At 37.5% G+C, this 22,032-nt stretch carries 20 protein-coding genes and 4 pseudogenes; 5 read left to right on the forward strand and 19 right to left on the reverse strand.

What is annotated here, in order from left to right; genetic code table 11:
* The 16 genes and pseudogenes from B9T31_RS17000 to rpmH form a co-directional block, all read right to left on the reverse strand.
* The coding region (locus B9T31_RS17000; RefSeq protein WP_139840943.1) for a transposase at positions 1-105 on the reverse strand (105 nt) is incomplete at its 3' end.
* A 57-nt stretch (positions 106-162) separates the two neighbouring features.
* On the reverse strand, positions 163-306 hold the full coding sequence (locus B9T31_RS17005; protein WP_228146082.1) for a hypothetical protein: 144 nt from the start codon (positions 304-306) through the stop codon (positions 163-165).
* Between the two features lie 125 nt (positions 307-431).
* Positions 432-747 (reverse strand): annotated as a pseudogene (gene ssb, locus B9T31_RS17010) (single-stranded DNA-binding protein); the annotation flags it as partial.
* Between the two features lie 332 nt (positions 748-1,079).
* On the reverse strand, positions 1,080-3,539 hold the full coding sequence (locus B9T31_RS17015; RefSeq protein ID WP_086183122.1) for a DUF927 domain-containing protein: 2,460 nt from the start codon (positions 3,537-3,539) through the stop codon (positions 1,080-1,082).
* Entirely contained in the window at positions 3,536-3,844 is a 309-nt protein-coding gene (locus B9T31_RS17020) for a hypothetical protein (RefSeq protein ID WP_086183123.1), read from the reverse strand. Before B9T31_RS17020 ends, B9T31_RS17015 begins: the two co-directional genes overlap by 4 nt.
* Positions 3,845-3,846: 2 nt before the next feature.
* Positions 3,847-4,239, reverse strand: a complete 393-nt coding sequence (locus tag B9T31_RS17025; protein ID WP_228146083.1) for a hypothetical protein — start codon at positions 4,237-4,239, stop codon at positions 3,847-3,849.
* Positions 4,240-4,241: 2 nt separating this feature from the next.
* Positions 4,242-4,637: pseudogene (locus B9T31_RS18195) on the reverse strand (phage antirepressor KilAC domain-containing protein); the annotation flags it as partial.
* A gap of 30 nt (positions 4,638-4,667) precedes the next feature.
* Positions 4,668-4,925: pseudogene (locus B9T31_RS18200) on the reverse strand (Rha family transcriptional regulator); the annotation flags it as partial.
* Complete coding sequence (locus B9T31_RS17035; RefSeq protein WP_139840944.1) at positions 4,922-5,275, reverse strand: hypothetical protein; 354 nt, start codon at positions 5,273-5,275, stop codon at positions 4,922-4,924. The gene B9T31_RS17035 and the pseudogene B9T31_RS18200, both read right to left, overlap by 4 nt.
* A 33-nt stretch (positions 5,276-5,308) precedes the next feature.
* The gene (locus B9T31_RS17040; protein ID WP_086183126.1) at positions 5,309-5,545 is read right to left on the reverse strand and encodes a helix-turn-helix transcriptional regulator; all 237 of its coding nucleotides are present in this window, start codon (positions 5,543-5,545) and stop codon (positions 5,309-5,311) included.
* A 643-nt stretch (positions 5,546-6,188) separates the two neighbouring features.
* On the reverse strand, positions 6,189-7,430 hold the full coding sequence (locus tag B9T31_RS17045; RefSeq protein WP_171264796.1) for a tyrosine-type recombinase/integrase: 1,242 nt from the start codon (positions 7,428-7,430) through the stop codon (positions 6,189-6,191).
* Positions 7,431-7,633: 203 nt separating this feature from the next.
* Positions 7,634-8,989, reverse strand: coding sequence for a tRNA uridine-5-carboxymethylaminomethyl(34) synthesis GTPase MnmE (gene mnmE / locus B9T31_RS17050; RefSeq protein WP_086183128.1), 1,356 nt, complete (start codon positions 8,987-8,989; stop codon positions 7,634-7,636).
* Between the two features lie 92 nt (positions 8,990-9,081).
* The gene (yidC, locus tag B9T31_RS17055) at positions 9,082-10,842 is read right to left on the reverse strand and encodes a membrane protein insertase YidC (protein ID WP_086183129.1); all 1,761 of its coding nucleotides are present in this window, start codon (positions 10,840-10,842) and stop codon (positions 9,082-9,084) included.
* Between the two features lie 5 nt (positions 10,843-10,847).
* A pseudogene (gene yidD / locus B9T31_RS17060) lies at positions 10,848-11,169 on the reverse strand (membrane protein insertion efficiency factor YidD).
* An 11-nt stretch (positions 11,170-11,180) separates the two neighbouring features.
* Positions 11,181-11,567: a ribonuclease P protein component gene (rnpA, locus tag B9T31_RS17065; protein WP_086183131.1), complete on the reverse strand. Its 387-nt coding sequence runs from the start codon at positions 11,565-11,567 to the stop codon at positions 11,181-11,183.
* Between the two features lie 29 nt (positions 11,568-11,596).
* Positions 11,597-11,731 (reverse strand): 50S ribosomal protein L34, encoded by a 135-nt coding sequence (gene rpmH, locus B9T31_RS17070; protein WP_000831329.1) that lies wholly within the window; start codon positions 11,729-11,731, stop codon positions 11,597-11,599.
* Between the two features lie 653 nt (positions 11,732-12,384).
* Here rpmH and dnaA point away from each other — a divergent pair.
* The 4 genes from dnaA (at position 12,385) to gyrB (ending at position 18,630) form a co-directional block, all read left to right on the forward strand.
* Positions 12,385-13,764, forward strand: a complete 1,380-nt coding sequence (dnaA, locus tag B9T31_RS17075; RefSeq protein WP_086183144.1) for a chromosomal replication initiator protein DnaA — start codon at positions 12,385-12,387, stop codon at positions 13,762-13,764.
* 105 nt (positions 13,765-13,869) lie between these two features.
* Positions 13,870-15,018 (forward strand): DNA polymerase III subunit beta, encoded by a 1,149-nt coding sequence (dnaN, locus tag B9T31_RS17080; RefSeq protein ID WP_086183132.1) that lies wholly within the window; start codon positions 13,870-13,872, stop codon positions 15,016-15,018.
* 17 nt (positions 15,019-15,035) lie between these two features.
* Positions 15,036-16,118, forward strand: coding sequence for a DNA replication/repair protein RecF (recF, locus tag B9T31_RS17085; protein WP_086183133.1), 1,083 nt, complete (start codon positions 15,036-15,038; stop codon positions 16,116-16,118).
* A 43-nt stretch (positions 16,119-16,161) separates the two neighbouring features.
* Complete coding sequence (gene gyrB, locus B9T31_RS17090) at positions 16,162-18,630, forward strand: DNA topoisomerase (ATP-hydrolyzing) subunit B (RefSeq protein WP_086183134.1); 2,469 nt, start codon at positions 16,162-16,164, stop codon at positions 18,628-18,630.
* A gap of 112 nt (positions 18,631-18,742) precedes the next feature.
* Here gyrB and B9T31_RS17095 read toward each other — a convergent pair whose 3' ends face one another.
* From B9T31_RS17095 to guaD, 3 genes are all read right to left on the reverse strand, one after another.
* Positions 18,743-18,991 carry a GlsB/YeaQ/YmgE family stress response membrane protein gene (locus B9T31_RS17095; protein ID WP_086183135.1) on the reverse strand — a complete coding sequence of 83 codons (249 nt, stop codon included), beginning with the start codon at positions 18,989-18,991 and terminating at the stop codon, positions 18,743-18,745.
* Positions 18,992-19,163: 172 nt separating this feature from the next.
* A complete protein-coding gene (gene hpt, locus B9T31_RS17100; protein WP_086183136.1) occupies positions 19,164-19,691 on the reverse strand; it encodes a hypoxanthine phosphoribosyltransferase in 528 nt (175 codons plus the stop codon).
* Positions 19,692-19,907: 216 nt separating this feature from the next.
* Positions 19,908-21,227 (reverse strand): guanine deaminase, encoded by a 1,320-nt coding sequence (gene guaD, locus B9T31_RS17105; protein WP_086183137.1) that lies wholly within the window; start codon positions 21,225-21,227, stop codon positions 19,908-19,910.
* Positions 21,228-21,408: 181 nt separating this feature from the next.
* On the opposite strand from guaD, the gene B9T31_RS17110 reads away from it, so the two are divergent.
* Positions 21,409-22,026, forward strand: coding sequence for a nucleotidyltransferase family protein (locus B9T31_RS17110; protein WP_086183138.1), 618 nt, complete (start codon positions 21,409-21,411; stop codon positions 22,024-22,026).
* The last annotated feature ends 6 nt before the right edge of the window (positions 22,027-22,032 follow it).

Raw genomic sequence — 22,032 nt, forward strand, 5'->3', positions numbered from 1 at the left:
GGTAGTTCCTAAACGTACAGCAACTTCAGCCACACTATGACCTTTCTCAGTGACTTGCTTCACTGCTTCAATTTTGAACTCTTCAGGGTATCGTTTATTACTCATAAGCACCTCGTTAATTAGCCATTTTATCTAACTAAAAGGTGTCTACAAAATCGGTGGCTATTCACTAACATCTTTTTGGAACAGTTCAGCTAATTGCTTTTGAGTTAGCCAAGTAGTTTCATCTAGTAACCGGACATCAATTTTTAGCTCCCCATCATCAGAGGCATATAGAATAAATTCACCAGTTTCAATATCAGACATTAAGCCATCCTATTCTTTAAAATTTTAAAAATATATTCAGTAGAATATAAACACTTTGAACTTATTCAGCTAGTTCTTCACCCTAGTGTGCATATCATTACTAAATACAGTTATATTCGGTATTAAAGCAATTGCAGCTCATCAGTTCGAATCTCTGTCACTTCCCGATCTGTACCACTTTGGTCTTTCCACTTCCTTGTACGTAATGAGCCTTCAATATACACCTTTCTTGAGGTACTTACTCGCAATCTCAGCTAATCGGTTGCTGGCGGCGATTCTATGCCACTCTGTAGTCTGTTTGCATTCTCCAGTGGTCTTGTCTTTCCCATGCTCGGAAGTTGCCACGCTGAATATGGTAACGCTGCCACCATTGGTAAATTTTTTAGTTTCAGGGTTACGGCCTAATACACCCATTAGAAGTGCTTTGTTCACATTTGGCATTTGGCCAATCTATCAATCCGTTTGTACTTATATGTGTGTCTTTTCAAGTGGACACGGTGGGCAAAGTGGACACACCTATTTATCCATATGATTTTAAATAATTAATTTAGTCCACCTGTATATAAATATGAATAGTAAAAAAGTGGACATTAAAAGTAGATGAGGTGGACAGGGTATTTTACTTTGAATCGTGTCCACCTTATGTCCACCTATTAAAATAGATATATTTATATAAAGTGGACATGGTAATATTTATATATAACAATAGATTAGATTTAAATATTATTCCTATGTCCACCTTGTCCACTACATCCACCTTATAAATAGTGTTCTCAGATTTCACTCTCTAGGTTTTGCATGGCTTCTGCGCTGAAATGCATCATACGTGGGCGTGTACCATCGGGCAGGATGTTACTGGACTTCTTCACATACAGCTTTTTATCACCTTCAATAAAGCCCTTAATCCAGCCATGCTTGATCAATGCCTTTTTGACGCTGGCCTCATTCATCCCAATGCACATTTCCTTTTTAAACATGGTCGGGGATACCAAGTAAACTTTATCTTCAGGATCATAGTAGCCGACACGGTTATGGATACGTTGTCGGACGACTTCCCCATCTGTCTGCCTAATGACGGTTAGATCCTCAAAGCGGCTTGTACCATTGGCCTCAAAGAATGCCTTGATATGCTCGAGCGTTTTGGTTTCTTCCATGTTTTCGCCGTTGCCTAAATTACCTAGCCAAGTGTTAAAACATTGTGCTACAGCCTCAAATCCACGTCCTTGCTGCCATCCTGTAATGCCTGCTTGTGTGGCCAGTTCTCCAGCTGCAGCGACAAGTGCGAAACGGCGTAAAACTCGGCTGGCTTGGCCATTCTTTATTTGGCTGTGCTGTTCAATAAAATTATCCAACAATGCTTGGGCTTTCTGCATGACGGCATCTTTATCCTGGGTCAGATACTCCAGCCATTTGATACCGGCATGGCCATAATGCTGTGATGCTAGTTCATTAATTCGGTTACCAATGTCCTGCGGTGCGATACCGTAGTTAATGAAATCAAATACGCCGTACCCCTTACCTGCATCACTAGGGATATGTGCAAAACGCAGCAATAGCCCTGCATCTAGTTCGATATTGCCACGACGCAAATGTTCTTCCAGAGTGACTTCACCAGTAGAGGTATACATAAGACTGAATTGCTTGGCGTCACGATTCTTACCGGCCTTAGTACTTCTGGCCTTACCTTGTCCACCGGTAAGCATATAAACAATATCAGACACGGCTTTCGGCACAGCCTGGCGCAGTTCATCCAGGTTCAAAAAACTATCATTTCTCAATTCCGCTTCATTCTCTAAAGCGTTGTCCGTAGTGCGCCATGATTTAGATATATGCTTTGGATTTCCCCATACACTGCATGAAGCTTTTGTGACTGTACTCTTGCCATCGGTTGATGAACCATAGATATGAAAGCCACCACTTTCAACACCTAAGGGCAAGACCAATTGCCCGGAAAAAGCACATGAAAATGCCAGTACAGCTAAAGCATGGGGTTCAATCAGCTGGCTAAGCTCCTGCCATTCTTCAAAGGCCCCAGATACGGTATATGGGCTTTTGTTGTCACTGTGAAAAAGTAGTTCTTCATCTTCACTGTTGCCATAGGTTTTATTGGGTGTAGCAAAGCAGTAGCCATGCCATCCGGCACGATCTACACACCTAAAACGTTGCTCTATGGGGTAGTCCTGAATGTAGTTGATAAATACGTTTTTCTTATAGGCTTGGCGCGGTGGCATCAGGCCATGATTAGCAATAATCTTTAAGGCTTCCTGCGCTTCCCCCATAAAATGTTCATAAGGAATCAGCAGCCGGTGCAAAGTATTGTCTTTATCGTGAAATTGGATAACACGCTTCCAGTTGTCATTATTTAGGCTTCTTGCTTCACCTAAGATAATCGCTGAATGGCAGATAAAAGTTCGGGTTTGTTTAAGCTGCCCGTCCTCATCTCTTTTTTCTTTAATCAGATAGAGGCCATTGTCCAAAATATGCAGGAATGCGCCGTCATCCATTCGAAAAGGCTTAGCTAAATGGCCTTTGGGCAATAGTTTATTTGCAGATAATTGCTCAATGGCCAGCTGAAGAAATGCTTTGACCTCATCCGCATCATCTTCTTGATAAAACTCAGTTAGAAAAGAGCTAGCGCCGGATTCTGTATATTGATTTAGCAATCTAACAGCCGTGTTTTTCTCTAAGCTTTGGAATGCTTCAAGCTTGATATATTCAGGACGCACTGGCATATAGAGCTGTGTATACCCAGCTTTTACCAATTGGTGTATTACAAAAGCTATTTGTTCAAAATCAAACGGTTTAAGTTCTGTTAATCGCTTATTGCATAGGGTAGGTAATACGACCAATACAACTGCATAACCGGTCTGGGCAATCTTAAAGAATGCCTCCAGGCCATAAGTAATGATAATGGGCTGATCTTTCTTTAAGTTGCCACAACATGCAAAACCTTTGGCCAATCCGTCAGGCATGACTTGCACACATTGGCTATCCTGTAATACGGCGCATTGGATTGTCTCTAGCTCACCATTTACGATAGGCAGAATGAAAGGGCTGTCATACTCAATCCCTTTAATTTCAATCTGAGCCTCATCAACATAAATCGGCAATGCTGGACTGCCAAAACGCTGAATAATGGGATTCTCTAGATATTCAATTTGATTAGGTAAAAACTGCCGGCACTGCTTAATAATATCTGAAGGTGAATCTAATAATGAACTTTGAGAAATCATGCTTGTGACTCCTCATATTCAGCCTCAGCCTGATACTGCTGTTCAAGATTTTGACTAAGATCTGCAGATTCTTGAATCATGGTATTGGTGATTGCAATGATCCGTTTTAAATCATTAAAACAGCAATCAGGAATGTCATAGACTTTGCCTAGATAGTCTTTTAGATTTTTAAATTCGTTGGAGATAGCACCAAGCATAGTGCTGGTATCAGCCATTTGCTCATAAGCCAAAGAGTAGGCTTCGTATAAATCGCTAGAGCTATAAGTTGGGTTCTGTTTTTCTAAAGACGTATTTGTATTAGGCACGATTAATGCGCTCCTTCATTATTTGTAGGAGTCTTGCCATTCACGACCAAATGAGGGTGGCAGGACCGAAAAGGGTTGGTCGACTGGTAACGAAGGAAACCAGCACACCCGGAGGTGTCCCTCTCCAGACCTGCCATAACGATATGCAGATGCATAGAGATATTGCGCACAAAAAAAGTCCGATAAGCGGACTGTACGCCTTCATTGTTGTAGCCGACCAAAGCTAATTCATCTGCTTTTTGATGAACGTTATTAGCATAACTAGGCACATGACAGCTTTCAAGGCCTAAAATCAAAATTCCTATAATTAATGCTTTAGGTCTTTGAAAAACTGCAGGTGAATGACAACGTTCATTTTGGTAAGAAACAAACGTTTCAGTAGAATGAGTAATCATATTTATTCAGCCTTGCCAAAATATTTGGCCAGTACTTGCATACCCTTAGGTAGAATAAAAAACTCAATTTTGGTGAATGTATACGGATCTCCATTAGGACGTATCCGGGCCACTTCCTCATACTTAGTTTCGCAGTAGCCACGTTCCTGACTGTAGTAAGTCGATGCCCGAGTATTGTTTAGCTTTCGATCCCAGTTATGCTGGCTAAGCCAATTTGCAAGAATGGCTTGTTTAATATTGAGGATCTTGCAGGCTTGCTGGAATTTCACACCTGCAGGTGTTTGAGTAATTGTGTCGATCGTTCGCTCAAGCGACTGGTTTTGTGTTTCTAAGTGAATGACTTGCTCGGTGTAATTCAGCAAAGCACGGCGTAAGGCATGAGGGTCATGCAGATCGACATTCGTCTGCTTAAACTTTTTTTCCAGTTTTTGCCAACGATCTACGATATGCGCCGTAAATTCAGGCGAGAGCCTCGCAACAAGGACTAAGCTGTCACGTTTGTTTAGCTCGTAGTAATCAAACCACTGGCCACGGTATTCAAATTTAAGTGGCTCAATTTGAGCGTCTAAAATTTCGGCAGCCAATAGATCCTTAACTGTTCTGATAACATTTTTATGCTCTTTGCCTGTGAGTTCCGCAATTTCTCGACTAGACATTGTTAAAGCAGGTTCAACTAAAGTGTTCATGCCTTTCCTCCTACTTGAATACTGTCCAGTAATGCAGATAGATGATGCATAGCCTGCTGTTCTGCATCGAGCATTTGCACAATTTGCTTAGGAGATATGTGGACCACTTTAAGACGTGCTGGACGGATATATTCAGCAAGTGCATCAATACGCTTTTTAACTAACTCCACATACTCCATAGGCTCATCAATGCCAGCTTTCATACTGCGCTGGTACTGAGTATCCAATACGCCGTATAAGTCCTCTAAAGTGGCTGAGATATCTTTTAACTGGCCATGATTAATAGCTGTGACTAAATCACGGTTATAAATATCCTTGGCCAAAGCATTTAATTGACGGCTAGCATTCAAGGATATGGCTTTAATTTGAGTTTTAGTCATGGATTAAGCCTCCAGAATTGCACTGATGGCTCTATGATTTGCTACACGTTCAGCAATCCATTTATCAATATCAGATTCAATCCACGCAACTCGACGCTCAGACAGATTTAAGCATTGCGGAAAGTCACCTGTTTTCATCATTGCATAAATAGATGACGCTCCAAGACCGGTTTTTTCTTGAACTTCTTTGCGGCGAATTAAGCGATTATTTTCAGTTTTTTGATTTTTAGATGCTGTCATCTAAACACTCCAGTAGTGGAAATGCCTAGACACAAAACAAACTAGAAATGAGAAATATTTTTAGAATTAAAAATAAGTTTTATCAATTAGATACAAACAAAAAACAACTCCTGAATATATTTTTAATATATCACTAGGCAGTTCTTTTGTTGACTTATGCCATGTTTCATCTACTATTTACCTTTAAGGTAAGCATGCTTACTTATCGGGTAACCGATAAACTTAGTTTTTAAACTGATTGCATCTCTAAAGCTTCTTTAGTTTTGTGCCGTCTGAAAGGCAGATTTAAAAACATTGACATGCAGTAATTTCCAGTTACCTCATGTCACCCAAGGGTTAATGTATTTCCAGTACATTAACCCTTTTATATTATTCATTGATTGCTTTGTATTTATTGCACTTCAATGAACGTGCTGTAACTTTATAAGAGTTACGCTTAAATGGCTACATCTTTCCCCAACAAGCGCGTTAAATGTTGTCGCAACAAAATTATAAGCAACTGAAAAAAATAAATATAATTTTAAAAAACCACGATTTTTCGATCAATAAACACACACAAAACACTTCACTTTGGTTGCTTTTAATTGCTTTTAGTTGCTTTGAATTGCATGGAGTAGCTCGAAAAACACAATTAGTTACAATATCATCCAATACGTTTTTCCTGAGTAGCATTAAAGAAGATTAGATTTGGTTCATAAATCAGACTAAATAAAAAATCACTCCACTTTTGCATCATGTCTTTTCGTTCTTTTTCATACTTAGCCTTGTTATAAACACCTCTAACGCCTCGCATTGTATGATTCAAACAAGCTTCAATCGCATCGCTATTAAAACCTTGCTCATTTAAGTGTGTACTGGCTGTACGGCGCAAATCGTGAACAGTGAAATCGGGTATATCTGTTAAAGCCAATGCTGACTTTTGCGCCGTATTAAATGCGTTGTGGCTAATATGTGTACCTGACTTCCTACCTACAAAAACATAGGGCTCATCACCAGCAATCGTTTTCAATTCCTTAAATAGCTCTATAACTTGGTCTGACATATAGACGACCATTTCACGGCTATGGCCTGTCGTGCTATCTGCCTTTGTTTCTGGAATAAGCCACATACGACTATCAAAATCCACATGTTCCCACTTGGCCCTTAATAACTCTGACTTCCTAACCAACGTCAGCAATGACAGCAAAAGGCCCAGTTTTCTAGGTCGGTAAATGCGCGAGTTTAAAAGGGTGGTGTAGTAGGTACGGATTTCACTGGTACTTAAGTATCTATTTCTCGGAACTGCTTTATAAATATGTCGTGTAGGTATTGATAAGACTGGATTAAAAGGAACCAGGCCTAACGTCATAGCGTAATCAAACATACGCTTTAATAAACCTCTGACTTGATTTGCAGCTGCATCATAGCCCTGATCTTTCTTACGCCATATCACACGGCGTACATCATCAACATTGATTTGATCCAGAGCAATATTTCCAAGCATCGGATAAATATCATTGTTTAAACATAGAATCATGTTATATGGGTTTTTACGCTCTTTCTTGATGACCTCATTTAAATAGCGTTCGCCGTAATCACTGAATAGGGTAATGGTGACTTTATTTTTCTTCTGTTTTGGTGAAATACCTTTTGCCACCAATGATGCTGACTCATCTCGAACCTGCCTAGCATCCTTTAATGACAGATCTGGATAGCGACCTATAACCAGTCTTTCCTGTTTTCCATTTAAAGAGTAGCGATACCACCACGACTTAACACCAGTCGTTGTTATATCTAAGAACAAGCCATTCGCTAATGCATCCTTAGCGGTATATCTCTTTTCACCGGCTTTGAGATTTTTAATTTCTCTGTCAGTAGAAAAAAGTATCTTTTCTGCTTGTGCCATAATCTAGTCACCATATAAAAAACATAGTCACTTTTAAGATTGTGACTTATTAGTGACTAAAAAAAGCATAGCACTACTAGAATGTATTGAACACTATTGAACAACCACAAGGCATAAAAAAGCACTAAATTATTAAAACTTAATGCTATTTATTTAATTCTTAGAATCTATTAGAACTTATTGAATAATAGCTACAATTGGAATTACTTTCCAATACAAAATGACCCAAAAATTTCGCCTAATAGATCATCTGCACTAAAATCACCCGTAATTTCAGCTAATGCATTTTGAGCTAGGCGCAAAGATTCTGCAACCAATTCTCCAGCATGATAAATTACCAGTTGCTCACGTGCTTCAGCTAAATAGGCTTGAGTGCGCTTCATTGCATCTAAATGGCGTGTTCGAGCAATAAAGGTGTCTTCCTCTGGTTGAAATCCTGCATGCGCTGTAATCGCACTTACAAGTGATTGAACACCTATCTCTTGTTTTGCTGAAACACAGATATGACGAAACCCTTTAAAATCTGAAACTTCTTCAGTATTTTCTATCAAATCACATTTATTACCAATCAATATTAACCGTTTAGGTTCTAGATGATCTGCAAAATATTCCTGAGCCAGCGCTAGTGGATCTTCACCCTGACTTAAATCATAAACCAGTAGCAGTAAATCTGCTTGTTCTATTTCTTTAATTGCACGACGAATTCCTTCTTTTTCAACGATATCACCTGTTTCTCGTAATCCAGCTGTATCTGTTAAAGTGATCGGAAGTCCATTTAAAGTGATTTTTTCATGTAAAACATCACGTGTTGTACCTGCAATATCAGTAACAATTGCACGTTCTACACCTGACAAAGCATTTAATAATGATGATTTACCAGCATTTGGTTTACCCGCAATCACAACTTGTAAACCCTCTCGAAGTAATTGCCCTTGTCGGGCTGACTGTTGAACAACAAATACTGATTGAGCGACGTCATCCAATAGATTCAGGATTTTACCATCTGCTAAAAAATCAATTTCTTCTTCAGGAAAATCAATGGCAGCTTCAACATGTAACCGTAAATGAATTAATTTTTCTAAAACAGTATTCACTTTAGTTGAAAATGCACCTTGTAATGAACGTACTGCAGAACGTGCAGCAGCTTGAGAAGTCGCATCAATTAAATCTGCAATTGCCTCTGCCTGAACTAAATCTAACTTTCCATTTTCAAAGGCACGCATTGAAAACTCACCTGCTTTTGCAGCAGTTGCACCAAGTTCAAACAACCTTGCCAATAAAGCATTTTGAATCACTGGCCCGCCATGCCCTTGCAACTCAACAACATCTTCACCTGTAAATGAGTTTGGATTTGGAAAACAAATCACTAATCCCTCATCCATAACCTCACCTGCATCATCATAAAATTGACGAAATCCTGCATAACGAGCTTTAGCTAATTTTGTTTGTATCAAAGCCTCTGCAATTGCGTATGACTTTGGACCTGATAGACGAATAACACCAACACCGCCACGCCCAGGTGGAGTAGCAATTGCAGCAATAGTGGTTCGATCTAACATAAAATTCACCTAAAAAACTTAAAGTCGTACACAAAGAAAAATCCGCTTAAGATTACCATCTTAGGCGGATTTATTCAGCTATTCAGCAATACTTAGTTTGCTGCTTCGCGTTTTGCTTTATCTTTTTCAACACTCTTATTAATCAAAGACTGCTGTAAAATCGTAATACTATTGTTCACAATCCAGTAAAGTACAAGACCCGCAGGGAAGAACAGCATGAATACTGTAAAGATAATTGGCATTAAGCGGAAAACTTTCGCTTGCATTGGGTCAGCAGGTTGTGGATTCAACATTTGCTGAATAAACATCGTCGCACCCATCAACAATGGCAGAATGAAATACGGATCCATTGCAGATAAATCTTGAATCCAGAGAATCCAAGGTGCATGACGAAGTTCAACCGACTCCATTAATACCCAATACAATGCTAAGAAAATTGGCATTTGTAGAAGTAATGGTAAGCATCCTGATAATGGATTGACTTGCTCACGCTTATACAAAGCCATCATTTCTTGTGAAAAACGCATACGGTCTTCGCCAAACTCTTCTTTCATACGCTGCATTTCAGGTGCAATAACGCGCATTTTTGCCATAGAGCGGTAACTTTTCGCAGATAATGGCCAAAGAATTAGCTTAACAAGTACAGTCAACAGAATAATTGACCAACCCCAGTTTCCAACAATACCGTGGAAGAATTGCAAGCCAATAAATAATAGCTTCGCAATTGGCCATAACCAGCCATAATCAACCGTTTGATTTAAACCAACAGCTAAATCTTTTAATTCAGATTGAATTTTAGGGCCAGCATAGAAGGTCGCATCAACTTCAGCAACTGTTCCTACAGGCACGGTAATAACTGGAGAAGTAAAACCAATGATATTCATATCATCACTAGATTTACGAGACTCTAGATGGGCTGTATAAGTCTGACCATTGCCTTGAGTAAGCTTTAACTGACCTGGGATCCACGCACTCACAAAATAATGCTGAACAATTGCAACCCATCCGCCTTTTGCTTCAACATTTAATTTTTCATCATTAAAATTAGCAAATTTAAGCTTATTGTATGGGTCTTCAGGATCCCCCCAAGCACCGCCTAAAAAAGTCCCTAAAGTGAAAATACCTTGATCTGATTTACCTGGATCGTCTGAAGCATCTCGTTTAATCTGCCCAAACATCTGACCTTGCCAAGTATTAGTGCTGCGGTTCACTATTTTGTGTGACACAACAATTGGGTAGTCGCCTTCAATAAATTTAAAGGTTTTAACAATTTCAATACCGTCAGGAGTTTTATAAACAATTGGAATATTTAAAACTTTAACAGATTTACCATCTTTATTTTGAGTCGATTTTGCGTCTGTCGCTAATGTATAAGAAGTCTTCTCAGACTCATATACAGGACGACCATTTCGACTACTATCTGGTCCATTTAATCCAATAAGACCCGATTGAGAAACATAAGTCCGTTTAGGATCGCTTTCTAGCAGTACAAATGGCTGATCGCTATCTTTATTTTTGTCATGATTGAGTAATTCAACACGAACAATATCACCACCTTTTGGACTAATCCAAAGATGATATAGGTCAGTTTTTACTGAAATAAGCTGTTGACTTACAGGTGCTGTTGCATCCGTAGCTGGTTGCTGATTCGCAATATTTGCTTGTGGCACATCTGTTAATGCCGTAGCAGCTTGTCCATTAGGCAAGTCAGCAGATACTTCATGCGTTACAGCTGCAACTTCTTGCTTAGGCTGGTTTTCAACATGTCCATAATCTTTCTGCCAAGCCAAAATGAGCAAATATGCGACAACAAACATGGCTCCGAGAATTGCAATCCTGGCCCATTGTTGCATATCTATTACCCCAAGTGGTTAGAGTGATTTTTGATTCAATAAACGATCACGAAAGGGTACAGTAACGTGAAGCATTTGAGAATCTATTTCATGAAATGAAATAAAACGAATTGCTTTTGGTGGCACTGGATCATATCCTGAGCCACCCCACGGATGACAACGGCAAATACGTTTAGTCGCCAACCACACACCTCTGACAGCACCATGTTGATGGACTGCTTCTAAAGAATATTGAGAACAAGTAGGAATATAACGACAACGGGGTCCTAAAAGCGGACTAATCGCAATCTGATAGAATCGAATCAACCAATGCAGTAAACGTACCATTGGCTATTTCTCTACTTTTGTGGGGAGGGAACTTTAGAATGCTTTTTGGCTAAACGTTGAAGTTTTTGCCAAGCAAATTGTAATTGCTGATATAACTCAGCATTAGGAATTGCGTCTATACCTACTTTAGGCATAACAACAATGTCTAATTGTTCTAATTGCTGTTGATATAAGCGAAAACTTTCGCGAGCAAGCCGTTTTACTCTATTTCGTTCATGTGCACGACGCACTTTCTTTTTAGCAACAACTAAACCCAAACGGCTTTTGGGCTGTTCGGTTATTGTTGCTAAAAATAAAAAATGGGGTTGATGCACTTTTAAGAGTGCACCATCAAATACACTTTTATAATCTGCAGCACAGCGCAGTCTTGCATCTGTCCCAAAACTATAAAGTGACATAACACCCAGGATCCTTAAGCATTAACAGATTAAACTGTTAAGCTATGGCGACCTTTTGCACGGCGACGAGCTAATACTTGACGACCAGCTTTAGTAGCCATACGAGCACGGAAACCATGAACACGCTTACGCTTTAATTCAGATGGTTGAAATGTACGTTTCATATCGAAACTCCAAAAATGATCTTTGTGTAAAGGTACGCGATTCTAGTGTTCATTGAATGAGCTGTCAATCAAAAATAGAGTTTATTCAAAAATAAAGAAAATCAGATCAAGCTTTATTTTTTGTACTGTTGAATGCTATTATTTCAAATATAAAAATTATCAACATACTAAATCACTGAAAAATAAATATATAGCTGTTTTATCAACATAGATATTAACAATACAATATAAATTAACATCTGATTTTGAATTTATTTGTTTCTTTAAATTTAAATTCATTCCAATATAGAGTTACCCACAGATCCTTCATGCTTAATATATAAATTCAAATTTTAAAATTTAAATTTATTACTATTAGAGCCTCATTTTTCTGTGGAAAACCCTTCTTTTTAAAGCTAAAACATGAGTTTGGGTTGTTGATAACTATGTTGTTATTGATTAAATGGAATGTGGATAAGTTTGTTGTGAATTTTATCCACAGGAAGTTTGGAGTATTATCCACAGGTCGATTTAAATTCAAATTTAAAATCTTTATGGTTTGTTTTTAACCAAAAGCAGTTTAAATTATCATGACAGATGTGGATAACTTCGTTAGAATGGCGACCCGCTTCGGTGGTCTTGAATTTAATTTTACTATTTATGGGGAGTTCCACATGCTTTGGACAGACTGCTTAACTCGTTTACGACAAGAGTTATCTGGCAATGTCTTTACGATGTGGATTCGTCCATTGGTTGCAGAAGATATTAATGATGTTTTGCATCTTTATGCGCCCAATCCATATTGGACGCGTTATATTCAAGAACATCATTTAGATTTGATTACTATTTTAGCGGAGCAGTTGTCTGAAGGACGAGTTAGAAAAGTTGAAATTCTAGTTGATTCTCGTCCTGGTGCTATTTTGTCTGCTGAAGAGCAACCCGCAACAACCACTTCAGCATTAGAGCGAGCACCCGTCGTTTCTCCACCTAAAGTAAAAAAAGATGAAAATTCATCTTCTAAAAATAGTCGCAAACGTTTACTCAATCCCTTATTTACTTTTTCTTTATTTGTTGAAGGTCGCTCAAACCAAATGGCGGCTGAGACTTGTCGTAAAATTTTAACTCAACTCGGGGCATCTCAGCATAATCCATTGTTTTTATATGGACCAACGGGATTGGGGAAAACACATTTAATGCAAGCGGTTGGAAATGCATTATTGCAAGCGAAACCGAATGCGCGTGTGATGTATATGACTGCTGAAAGTTTTGTTCAAGATTTTGTAAGTTCTTTACAGCAAGGAAAGGTTGAAGAGTTTAAGAAAAATTGTCGCTCTTTAGATTTACTATTAGTTGATGATATTCATTTATTGGCGGGTAAAGAGGCGAGTTTAGTTGAGTTTTTCTATACATTTAATGCTTTATTAGATGAATCTAAACAAATTATTTTAACATCAGACCGTTATCCTAAAGAACTTACAGAACTTGATCCACGTTTGATCTCGCGTTTTTCATGGGGTTTGTCAGTTGGCGTTGAACCACCAGATATTGAAACACGTATTGAGATTTTGTTAAAGAAAGCGGAAAGCAATCATGTTGATTTACCACGGAATTGTGCATTATTTATTGCTCAACAAGTGGTTGCCAATGTACGTGAGTTAGAAGGTGCATTGAATAAAGTTGTTGCTATTTCTCGATTTAAAGGTACTTCTATCGATTTAGATGTAGTCCGTGAATCCTTAAAAGACGTTTTGGCTATTCGAGCAAGAACAATCAGTACGGAAAACATCCAGCGTGTTGTGAGTGAGTATTTTCGGATTCCATTAAAAGAACTCGTTGGTCCTAAACGGACACGCATTTATGCGCGACCACGCCAGTTAGCGATGGGATTAGCAAGAGAATTAACAGGAGATAGTTTTCCTGAAATTGGTATGGCATTTGGTGGAAGAGATCATAGTACGGTAATGCATGCTTGCGAGAAAGTTCAAAGTTTACGTGCAGAAGATCCTATTTTTAATGAAGACTATAAAAACTTACAAAGACTCTTACAAAGTTAAACATGATCAAATTATGTTCTTGCAAAGTGCTACTTTCTACCGCATAGTACTTTGCTAAAAATTATTTTTATTTCATCTTATCTTCAGTTGTTAAAGGAATGTACCGTGCGCTTAAAAATCGCCAAAGAAAGTTTACTTAATGTTTTGTCGCATGTTGTCGGTGCGGTTGAACGTCGCCATACTTTAAATATTCTTTCTAACGTTAAAATTCGTGTGACGAATGAATCTTTAACAATCACGGGTTCTGATTTAGAAGTTGAATTAGTTGCAAGTACAGCTTTAACTGATGGCGCATGCCTACAGGTAGGAGAAACCACAGTTCCTGCTCGGAAATTGGTTGATATTTGTAAATCTTTGCCTTCGGCAGCTTTAATTGATTTACAAATTACAGATGACCAAAGATGTATTTTAAAATCGGGTAATAGTCGTTTTGTTTTAGGAACTTTACCAGCAGAAGATTATCCTTTATTAACGACGGATAACACACAAGGAACACAAGTTTCTGTTACACAACGTGAATTAAAACGCTTGTTTGAGAAAACTTCTTTTGCAATGGCAGTTCAAGATGTTCGTTTTTATTTAACAGGAACATTGTTGGAGATTGATCAGCAGCAATTACGGACAGTCACAACAGATGGTCACCGATTGGCAATGTGTGAAACAGTTGCTACATCAACTGCAACTCAAGCGGTACAAGCTATTGTTCCACGTAAAGCGGTGGGTGAATTACAACGTTTATTAAGTGTTGAAGATGAACAGATTGCTTTATTAATTGGACGTGAGTTATTGAATGTAACGATTCATGTTCCAAATCGTGATAAAGAGCAGAGTGAAATCAAGGTGCGTTTCACTACAAAATTGATTGATGGTAAATTCCCTGACTACCGCCGTGTAATTCCTCGTGGTGGCGATAAGAATGTTTTAATTGCGCATGATATTTTTAAACAATCTTTACAACGTGTTGCTATTTTAAGTAATGAGAAATTACGTGGGGTGTTTTTAAGTTTTAATGAAGATTCATTACAACTTCGTGCTAATAACCCAGAGCAAGATGAAGCCATTGAAGATTTAGCAATTCAATATTCTGATTCACCTTTAGAAATGTCTTTTAATGCGCAATATTTATTGGAAGTATTGAGTGTTTTAGATGGTGATGATGTAACTATTACAATGACAGAAGCAAACCAATCTGTATTAGTTCATGATCCAGCTCAACAAGATCAAACTTATGTCGTTATGCCGATGCGTGTTTAATGGTTAAAGATTAAGTTATGTTAATTACGCGTTTAAATATAGAACGTGTTCGCAATTTAAAAGCGGTTGCTCTCCATGGATTGCAGCCGTTTAATGTTTTTTATGGTTCCAATGGTTCTGGTAAAACATCGGTATTAGAAGCGGTTCATCTTTTAGCTACGGGGCGCTCATTTCGAACACATCTTCCTAAAAACTATATTCAGCATCATACACAAGATGCAATTGTTTTTGCTCAATCTGAGACTGAAAAAATTGGAATGCAAAAATATCTTTCTGGAGAGCAGTTGATCAAAGTCAATGGGGATTCAGTTGCGACACAAGGACAACTTGCTAAAATTTTACCACTACAACATCTAGAACCACAAAGTACAGATATTATTGATTATGGTGCAAAACCAAGACGACAAATGTTAGATTGGTTAATGTTTCACGTGGAACCAGAGTTTTATGCTACATGGCAATTTTATGCTCGAACATTAAAACAACGAAATAGTTTATTAAAATCTAATCGTTACTTATCTCTCTCTGATTTAGAGCCATGGAACAAAATGTTAAGTGATTATGGGGAAATTCTTCATTCACTTCGGTCGATGGTCATTGAAAAATGGACTCCTTTTTTTCAAGCTGATTTGAAAAGATTATTGCCTCAATTAGATATTCAAATGGAATATCAGCCAGGCTTTCATGATGAAACAGGTTTGTTGAATGATTTGACAAATTATCACTCAAAAGACTTAGAAAGAGGCTATACCGAATATGGTCCACATCGTGCAGATATACGATTAAAAACTACGCTAGGTGAGGCAGATGCCATTCTTTCTCGAGGACAGAAGAAATTACTAATAATGGCATTAAAGCTATCACAGATTGCAATGCTACATTCTTGTAATAAGGAAACTGTGGTATTATTAGATGATCTTACAGCAGAATTAGATTTAACCGCACAACAACGTTTAATTGAGCGATTAAGCCAACTTGGTAGTCAGGTTTTTATTACCACTTTAGAATATGATTCAGTAAAAAATCACTTACATGATTTATCAATTTCTTATCAATTATTCAATGTTGAACAAGGTCAAATTCGAGTTATTCCACAGTAATTAACGACTGTGGGATAAACTTATTTTTAACTAGGGAGAAACCATGAGTTCAGAAGATCAAGCTGTATCTCAAACAGAACAAACTATTGAAAAGGCTTATGATTCCTCTAGTATCAAAGTATTACGAGGCCTAGATGCTGTTCGTAAACGTCCAGGCATGTATATTGGTGATACAGATGATGGTACAGGTTTGCACCATATGGTCTTTGAGGTTGTGGATAATGCAATCGATGAGGCATTAGCGGGTCATTGTGATGAAATTTTAGTTACGATTCATGAAGATGAATCTGTGAGTGTTTCAGATAATGGACGTGGCATTCCGACAGATATCCATCCAGAAGAAGGGGTATCAGCAGCGGAAGTCATTTTAACCATCTTACACGCAGGTGGTAAATTCGATGATAATAGCTATAAAGTTTCTGGTGGTTTACACGGCGTTGGTGTTTCTGTTGTTAATGCTTTATCAAGTAAATTAGAACTAACGATTAAACGTGCAGGACACGTTCATCAACAAGAATATCGTCATGGTAATTCGCAATACCCATTAAAAGTGGTGGGTGAAACTGAAACTACAGGAACAATTGTACGTTTTTGGCCAAGCACTGAAACATTTAGTCAAACAATTTTTAATGTTGATATTTTAGCACGTCGTTTACGAGAGCTTTCATTCTTAAATGCAGGCGTACGTATTGTACTTCGTGATGAGCGTGTAAATTTAGAACATATTTTTGATTATAAAGGGGGCTTATCTGAGTTTGTTAAATATATCAACCAAGGTAAAACCCATTTAAATGAAATTTTTCATTTTACCACTCAAGCGGATAATGGTATTGGTGTAGAAGTTGCTTTGCAATGGAATGATACCTATCAAGAAAATGTCCGTTGTTTTACCAATAATATTCCACAAAAAGATGGTGGTACGCATTTAGCTGGATTCCGTGCGGCGTTAACCCGTGGTTTAAATAGTTATATGGAAAGCGAAAATATCCTGAAGAAGGAGAAAGTCGTTGTTTCAGGTGATGATGCACGTGAAGGTTTAACCGCAATTGTTTCGGTGAAAGTGCCCGATCCAAAATTTTCTTCGCAGACCAAAGAAAAATTAGTCTCTAGCGAGGTGAAGTCTGCTGTTGAACAAGCAATGAATAAATCATTTTCTGAATATTTATTAGAAAATCCTCAAGCTGCTAAATCTATTGCTGGTAAAATTATTGACGCTGCACGTGCACGTGATGCTGCACGTAAAGCACGTGAAATGACACGTCGTAAAAGTGCTTTAGATATCGCAGGTCTACCTGGAAAACTTGCAGATTGCCAAGAGAAAGACCCAGCTTTATCTGAATTATACTTGGTCGAGGGTGATTCTGCAGGCGGTTCTGCAAAGCAAGGGCGTAACCGTAAGATGCAGGCAATTTTGCCATTGAAAGGTAAGATTCTAAACGTTGAGCGGGCTCGTTTTGATAAAATGATTTCCTCTCAAGAAGTGGGAACATTAATTACAGCACTCGGCTGTGGTATTGGTCGTGAAGAATATAATCCAGATAAGTTACGGTATCATAAAATTATTATCATGACCGATGCTGACGTCGATGGTTCACATATTCGTACACTTTTGTTGACATTTTTCTTCCGTCAAATGCCAGAGCTTGTGGAGCGCGGTTATATTTATATTGCACAGCCGCCATTATATAAGTTAAAGAAAGGCAAACAAGAGCAGTATATTAAAGATGACGAAGCACTGGAAACTTATTTAATTTCAAATGCGATTGATGAGCTTGAATTACATATTAGTGCGGAAGCACCTGCTATTCGTGGTGATGCTTTAGCCAATGTAATTGCAGACTATCAAACTTCGCAAAAAAGTTTACAGCGATTAACGCTACGTTATCCAGCTAGCTTATTAGACGCTTTAATTTCAGTTGAAGCCTTTAAATTAGATCAGAATACTGATTTAGCATATGTTGAACAATGGTCAGAACAAGTGCGTGTAGCAGTTGAAAAATTCCAACCAAGTTTACGTCCAGAATTGACGATTGAAACATTTGAAAAGGAAACTTCAGATGGTCAGCGCATTGAATCATATTTACCTCGTATCACCATTTATGTGCATAATTTACCGCACAGCTATCTATTAGATGCTGGATTATTAGGTTCTAATGAATATGTACGTTTGTTGAAAAATGCGAAAAGTTGGTTCACCTTACTTGAAGATGGTGCATATCTGCAAAAAGGTGAGCGTAAGATTAATGTTTCGACCTTCCATCAAGTTTGGCAACATATTTTGTCAGATTCTCGTCGTGGTATGATGATTCAGCGTTATAAGGGATTAGGTGAGATGAATGCAGAGCAACTTTGGGAAACGACCATGGATCCTGAAAATCGTAATATGCTTCAGGTTACCATCGATGATGCGATTGAGGCAGATCGTATGTTCTCTTGTTTGATGGGTGATGATGTTGAACCCCGTCGAGCATTTATTGAAGAAAATGCCTTAAATGCAGATATTGATGCATAAGAGAAATATAAAATTCTAATCGTAGAATAAAATTTTTATCTCATAAAAAACCGAGTTAAATTGTTAACTCGGTTTTTTTTTATATTTTGTAATCATTAAAATAAGGTGGATGCTAATTTTTTGAAATTAAATTATATAAGTACAAAATAATAATCGCACCGAGAACAGACGCAATAAATCCTGCGGTTGCATTTTCACCGTAGAAACCTAAAGCACGTCCTCCATAAGTGGCAACCAATGAACCACCTATTCCTAATGCTGTTGTAACAATAAAGCCTGCTTTATTATTACCAGGCTTTAATGCGCGAGCAATTAAGCCAGCAATAAAACCAACAAAAATGGCGACAATAAGTGACCACATAAGCCATCTCCTTGTATCTCTACTTATTCACGTGTTCTTATTTATATCATAGTCAATTCAAATAGATGAAAAATATAGGAAACGCTAAAAGTTGTAGTTGTTTTGTAGATAAAATACCTTGATCACAAGCCAATAAAAAGTGGCTTGAGCCACTTCCTATTTGATTTATATCTTAAAGACCAATTTCGCCAATAAACGGAATGTGGCGATACTTTTGATTATAGTCTAAGCCATAGCCGACAATAAATTTATCTTCAACTTCAAAACCTAAAAATTTTACTTCTAAGTCAATTTCACGACGAGAAGGTTTACTAACCAGTGTACATAACTCTATTGAATGAGGTCGGCGTGTTTGAAGTATTTCTAATACTTTACTCAGTGTATTGCCAGAATCAATAATATCTTCTACAACAAGTACATCTTTACCGTGAATTTCTCCATCTAAATCCTTTAAGATTTTGACATCACGTGTAGATACAGTACCGTCTCCATAACTTGAAACAGTCATGAAGTCGAGTTCATGTGGTTTTTCAATTGCTCGGCATAAATCAGCCATAAAAATAACAGAACCACGAAGTAAGCCAATAAGTACCAGCTCTTTATCACTGTTTGCGTAGTGTGCATTGATTTTTGCACCAAGCTCTTTCACTTTCGCTTGAATTTCTTCAGTAGAAATCATTACGCTCATTTGAACGGTCATGGGTAGATACCTAAAGAGTAATAAAATATAAATAAAAAGAGGCATTGACCTGCAATACCCCAAATAATATATGGTAATTTTAATACATCTTAGGCAGAGATGCATCATTTTTGCCAATTGAAGAGGATATTCCATTTTTGATGAGGAAATATCCTTTCATTTTTAGCGTATTTCGTAATCAGGAATACGGCTTAATAATGATGTATTTTAAAAATTTTAGGCATTTTTTGTATACACTTTTTGCCCATAAATATAAGTTGCATCAATGTTGCGATCATCACCCATAGTCATTAAAGCAAATAAGGCATCTTCAATAGTTTTACTACGTTGTTGGCGTAAGCGTTGTAAATCCGTTGCATGTATATCTAATACAATAAAATCTGCTTCTTTTCCGATTTTAAAATTTCCTAATTTATCCTCTAAGCTTAAAGCTTTTGCACCACCTAATGTTGCATGATAAAGAGACTCTATGGCTGAAAGTTTGTTTCCCTGAAGTTGTTGCACCTTGTAGGCTTCATTAATGGTTTGTAAGTGGCAAAAAGAGGTTCCTGCACCAATATCTGTACCTAAACCAACTTTGACTTGTTTCTCCCAGGTTTTCTTAAGTGGAAATAAACCACTGCCTAGAAATAGATTAGAGGTTGGACAAAATGCAATTGCTGAACCCGTTTGGTGCATACAATCCCACTCTTCATCTTCTAAATGAACGCAGTGTGCAAAAATAGATTTTGATCCTGTTAGCTCATAATGATGGTAAACATCTAAATAACTGTTTTGTTTTGGAAATAATGTTTTAACCCATGCAATTTCATCTTTATTTTCACTTAAATGAGTATGCACATAAACATCAGGATATTCTATTTTAAGTTGTTGAGCTTTTTCTAATTGTTGAGGCGTAGATGTTGGTGCAAAACGTGGAGTAATTGCATATAAATTACGACCTTTATTATGCCATTTTTCAATTAATTCCTTGGAGTCAGCATATGCAGTTTCAGCAGTATCACAAAGTTCCTCTGGTGCATGACGATCCATCAGGACTTTTCCTGCAATTAATCGCATTTGAAATTGCTCGGCAGCCTCAAATAATGCATCTACAGAACTTGGATGTACTGTGCAGAAAACGAGTGCAGTTGTTGTACCATTTTTAAGCAGCTCTTGAATAAAGAATTGTGCAATTTTATCTGCATAGTTTTTGTCTTTAAATTGGAGCTCTGTTGGAAAGGTATAGGTATTTAACCACTCTAAAAGTTGCTCTCCATAAGCGCCAACCATTTCTGTTTGAGGGAAATGAATATGCGTATCAATAAAACCAGGAACAATTAATTGATGAGGATAATGATCCACTTGAATTTCTGAAGAAAGAAAAGGTTGTCCATCTTCCCAAGCACCAAACCATTGGATTTTTCCATTTTCAGTAATGAGTAAGCCATCTTCTATATATCTGATTTGATTTTGAATTTCACTTGCTTGGCTCACTGTATTTTGAATATCTAGAAAGCGACCACGAATCGCTGTTGTTATAATTTGAGTGGACATTAAAGACCTATAGGTTTACTTTTTTCAGTTGATTGTACCTGATAACCTAATTCTTATTTGAATAAAAATGTGAAAAGTATTTTTATAATGATGAGTATGATGAAAATGTGCAAGAAAAATAATATTCCTCTACATGATCAATCTTATGATGATGAACAGATCTTGGTAAATCATGAAGATAATGAAACAAAACCAAACAGAGATACAATGGATTGGGCAAAAACAATCCTATTCGCTGCAATTACAGAACATCATATTAGCGCATGAAATCATCAAAAAAATTTTGATGTTACTCAGAGAAATAGAACCACAAGCTTTTATTGCGGCAGGGTGTATCCGAAATTTAGTATGGGCATCGTTACATGATCAAGAATATATTTTAGATGGCACAGAAATTGATGTTATTTTCTATGATTCACATGATGATGGAGCATATGGTCAAGCGATTGAAACCCAATTAAGGAAAATTTTTCCATGTATTGAATGGGATATTACAAATCAAGCTTTGGTACATGAATGGTATACAACAGAGCAGGGTGAATCGATTCCTCCGCTTACATCTATAAAGCACGCATTATCGTTGTGGCCTGAAACTGCAACGGCTATTGCTGTTCGTTTAAATGATTGCGATGAAATAGAATATATTGCACCTTTTGGTTTAGATGATTTATTTGAATTAAAACTTCGCTGGAACTCTACCTTCGTTCAGCAAGAAACGTTTATGAAACGTCTACAGCAAAAGAGATTTTTAGAAAAATGGCCAAAATTAGTAATGCAGAAATTAAAGCCCTCCAAATAAAGGAAG

Source organism: Acinetobacter sp. ANC 4558 (genome assembly GCF_002135375.1).
GTDB lineage: Bacteria > Pseudomonadota > Gammaproteobacteria > Pseudomonadales > Moraxellaceae > Acinetobacter.

Excerpts from the sequence above, each read along its gene's own strand:
- B9T31_RS17005 (WP_228146082.1), bottom strand. The coding sequence starts at position 306 with ATGTCTGATATTGAAACTGGTGAATTTATTCTATATGCCTCTGATGAT.
- B9T31_RS17015 (WP_086183122.1), bottom strand. The coding sequence starts at position 3,539 with ATGATTTCTCAAAGTTCATTATTAGATTCACCTTCAGATATTATTAAG.
- B9T31_RS17025 (WP_228146083.1), bottom strand. The coding sequence starts at position 4,239 with ATGATTACTCATTCTACTGAAACGTTTGTTTCTTACCAAAATGAACGT.
- B9T31_RS17040 (WP_086183126.1), bottom strand. The coding sequence starts at position 5,545 with ATGACAGCATCTAAAAATCAAAAAACTGAAAATAATCGCTTAATTCGC.
- B9T31_RS17045 (WP_171264796.1), bottom strand. The coding sequence starts at position 7,430 with ATGGCACAAGCAGAAAAGATACTTTTTTCTACTGACAGAGAAATTAAA.
- mnmE (WP_086183128.1), bottom strand. The coding sequence starts at position 8,989 with ATGTTAGATCGAACCACTATTGCTGCAATTGCTACTCCACCTGGGCGT.
- yidC (WP_086183129.1), bottom strand. The coding sequence starts at position 10,842 with ATGCAACAATGGGCCAGGATTGCAATTCTCGGAGCCATGTTTGTTGTC.
- rnpA (WP_086183131.1), bottom strand. The coding sequence starts at position 11,567 with ATGTCACTTTATAGTTTTGGGACAGATGCAAGACTGCGCTGTGCTGCA.
- rpmH (WP_000831329.1), bottom strand. The coding sequence starts at position 11,731 with ATGAAACGTACATTTCAACCATCTGAATTAAAGCGTAAGCGTGTTCAT.
- dnaA (WP_086183144.1), top strand. The coding sequence starts at position 12,385 with ATGCTTTGGACAGACTGCTTAACTCGTTTACGACAAGAGTTATCTGGC.
- recF (WP_086183133.1), top strand. The coding sequence starts at position 15,036 with ATGTTAATTACGCGTTTAAATATAGAACGTGTTCGCAATTTAAAAGCG.
- gyrB (WP_086183134.1), top strand. The coding sequence starts at position 16,162 with ATGAGTTCAGAAGATCAAGCTGTATCTCAAACAGAACAAACTATTGAA.
- B9T31_RS17095 (WP_086183135.1), bottom strand. The coding sequence starts at position 18,991 with ATGTGGTCACTTATTGTCGCCATTTTTGTTGGTTTTATTGCTGGCTTA.
- hpt (WP_086183136.1), bottom strand. The coding sequence starts at position 19,691 with ATGACCGTTCAAATGAGCGTAATGATTTCTACTGAAGAAATTCAAGCG.
- guaD (WP_086183137.1), bottom strand. The coding sequence starts at position 21,227 with ATGTCCACTCAAATTATAACAACAGCGATTCGTGGTCGCTTTCTAGAT.
- B9T31_RS17110 (WP_086183138.1), top strand. The coding sequence starts at position 21,409 with ATGAAACAAAACCAAACAGAGATACAATGGATTGGGCAAAAACAATCC.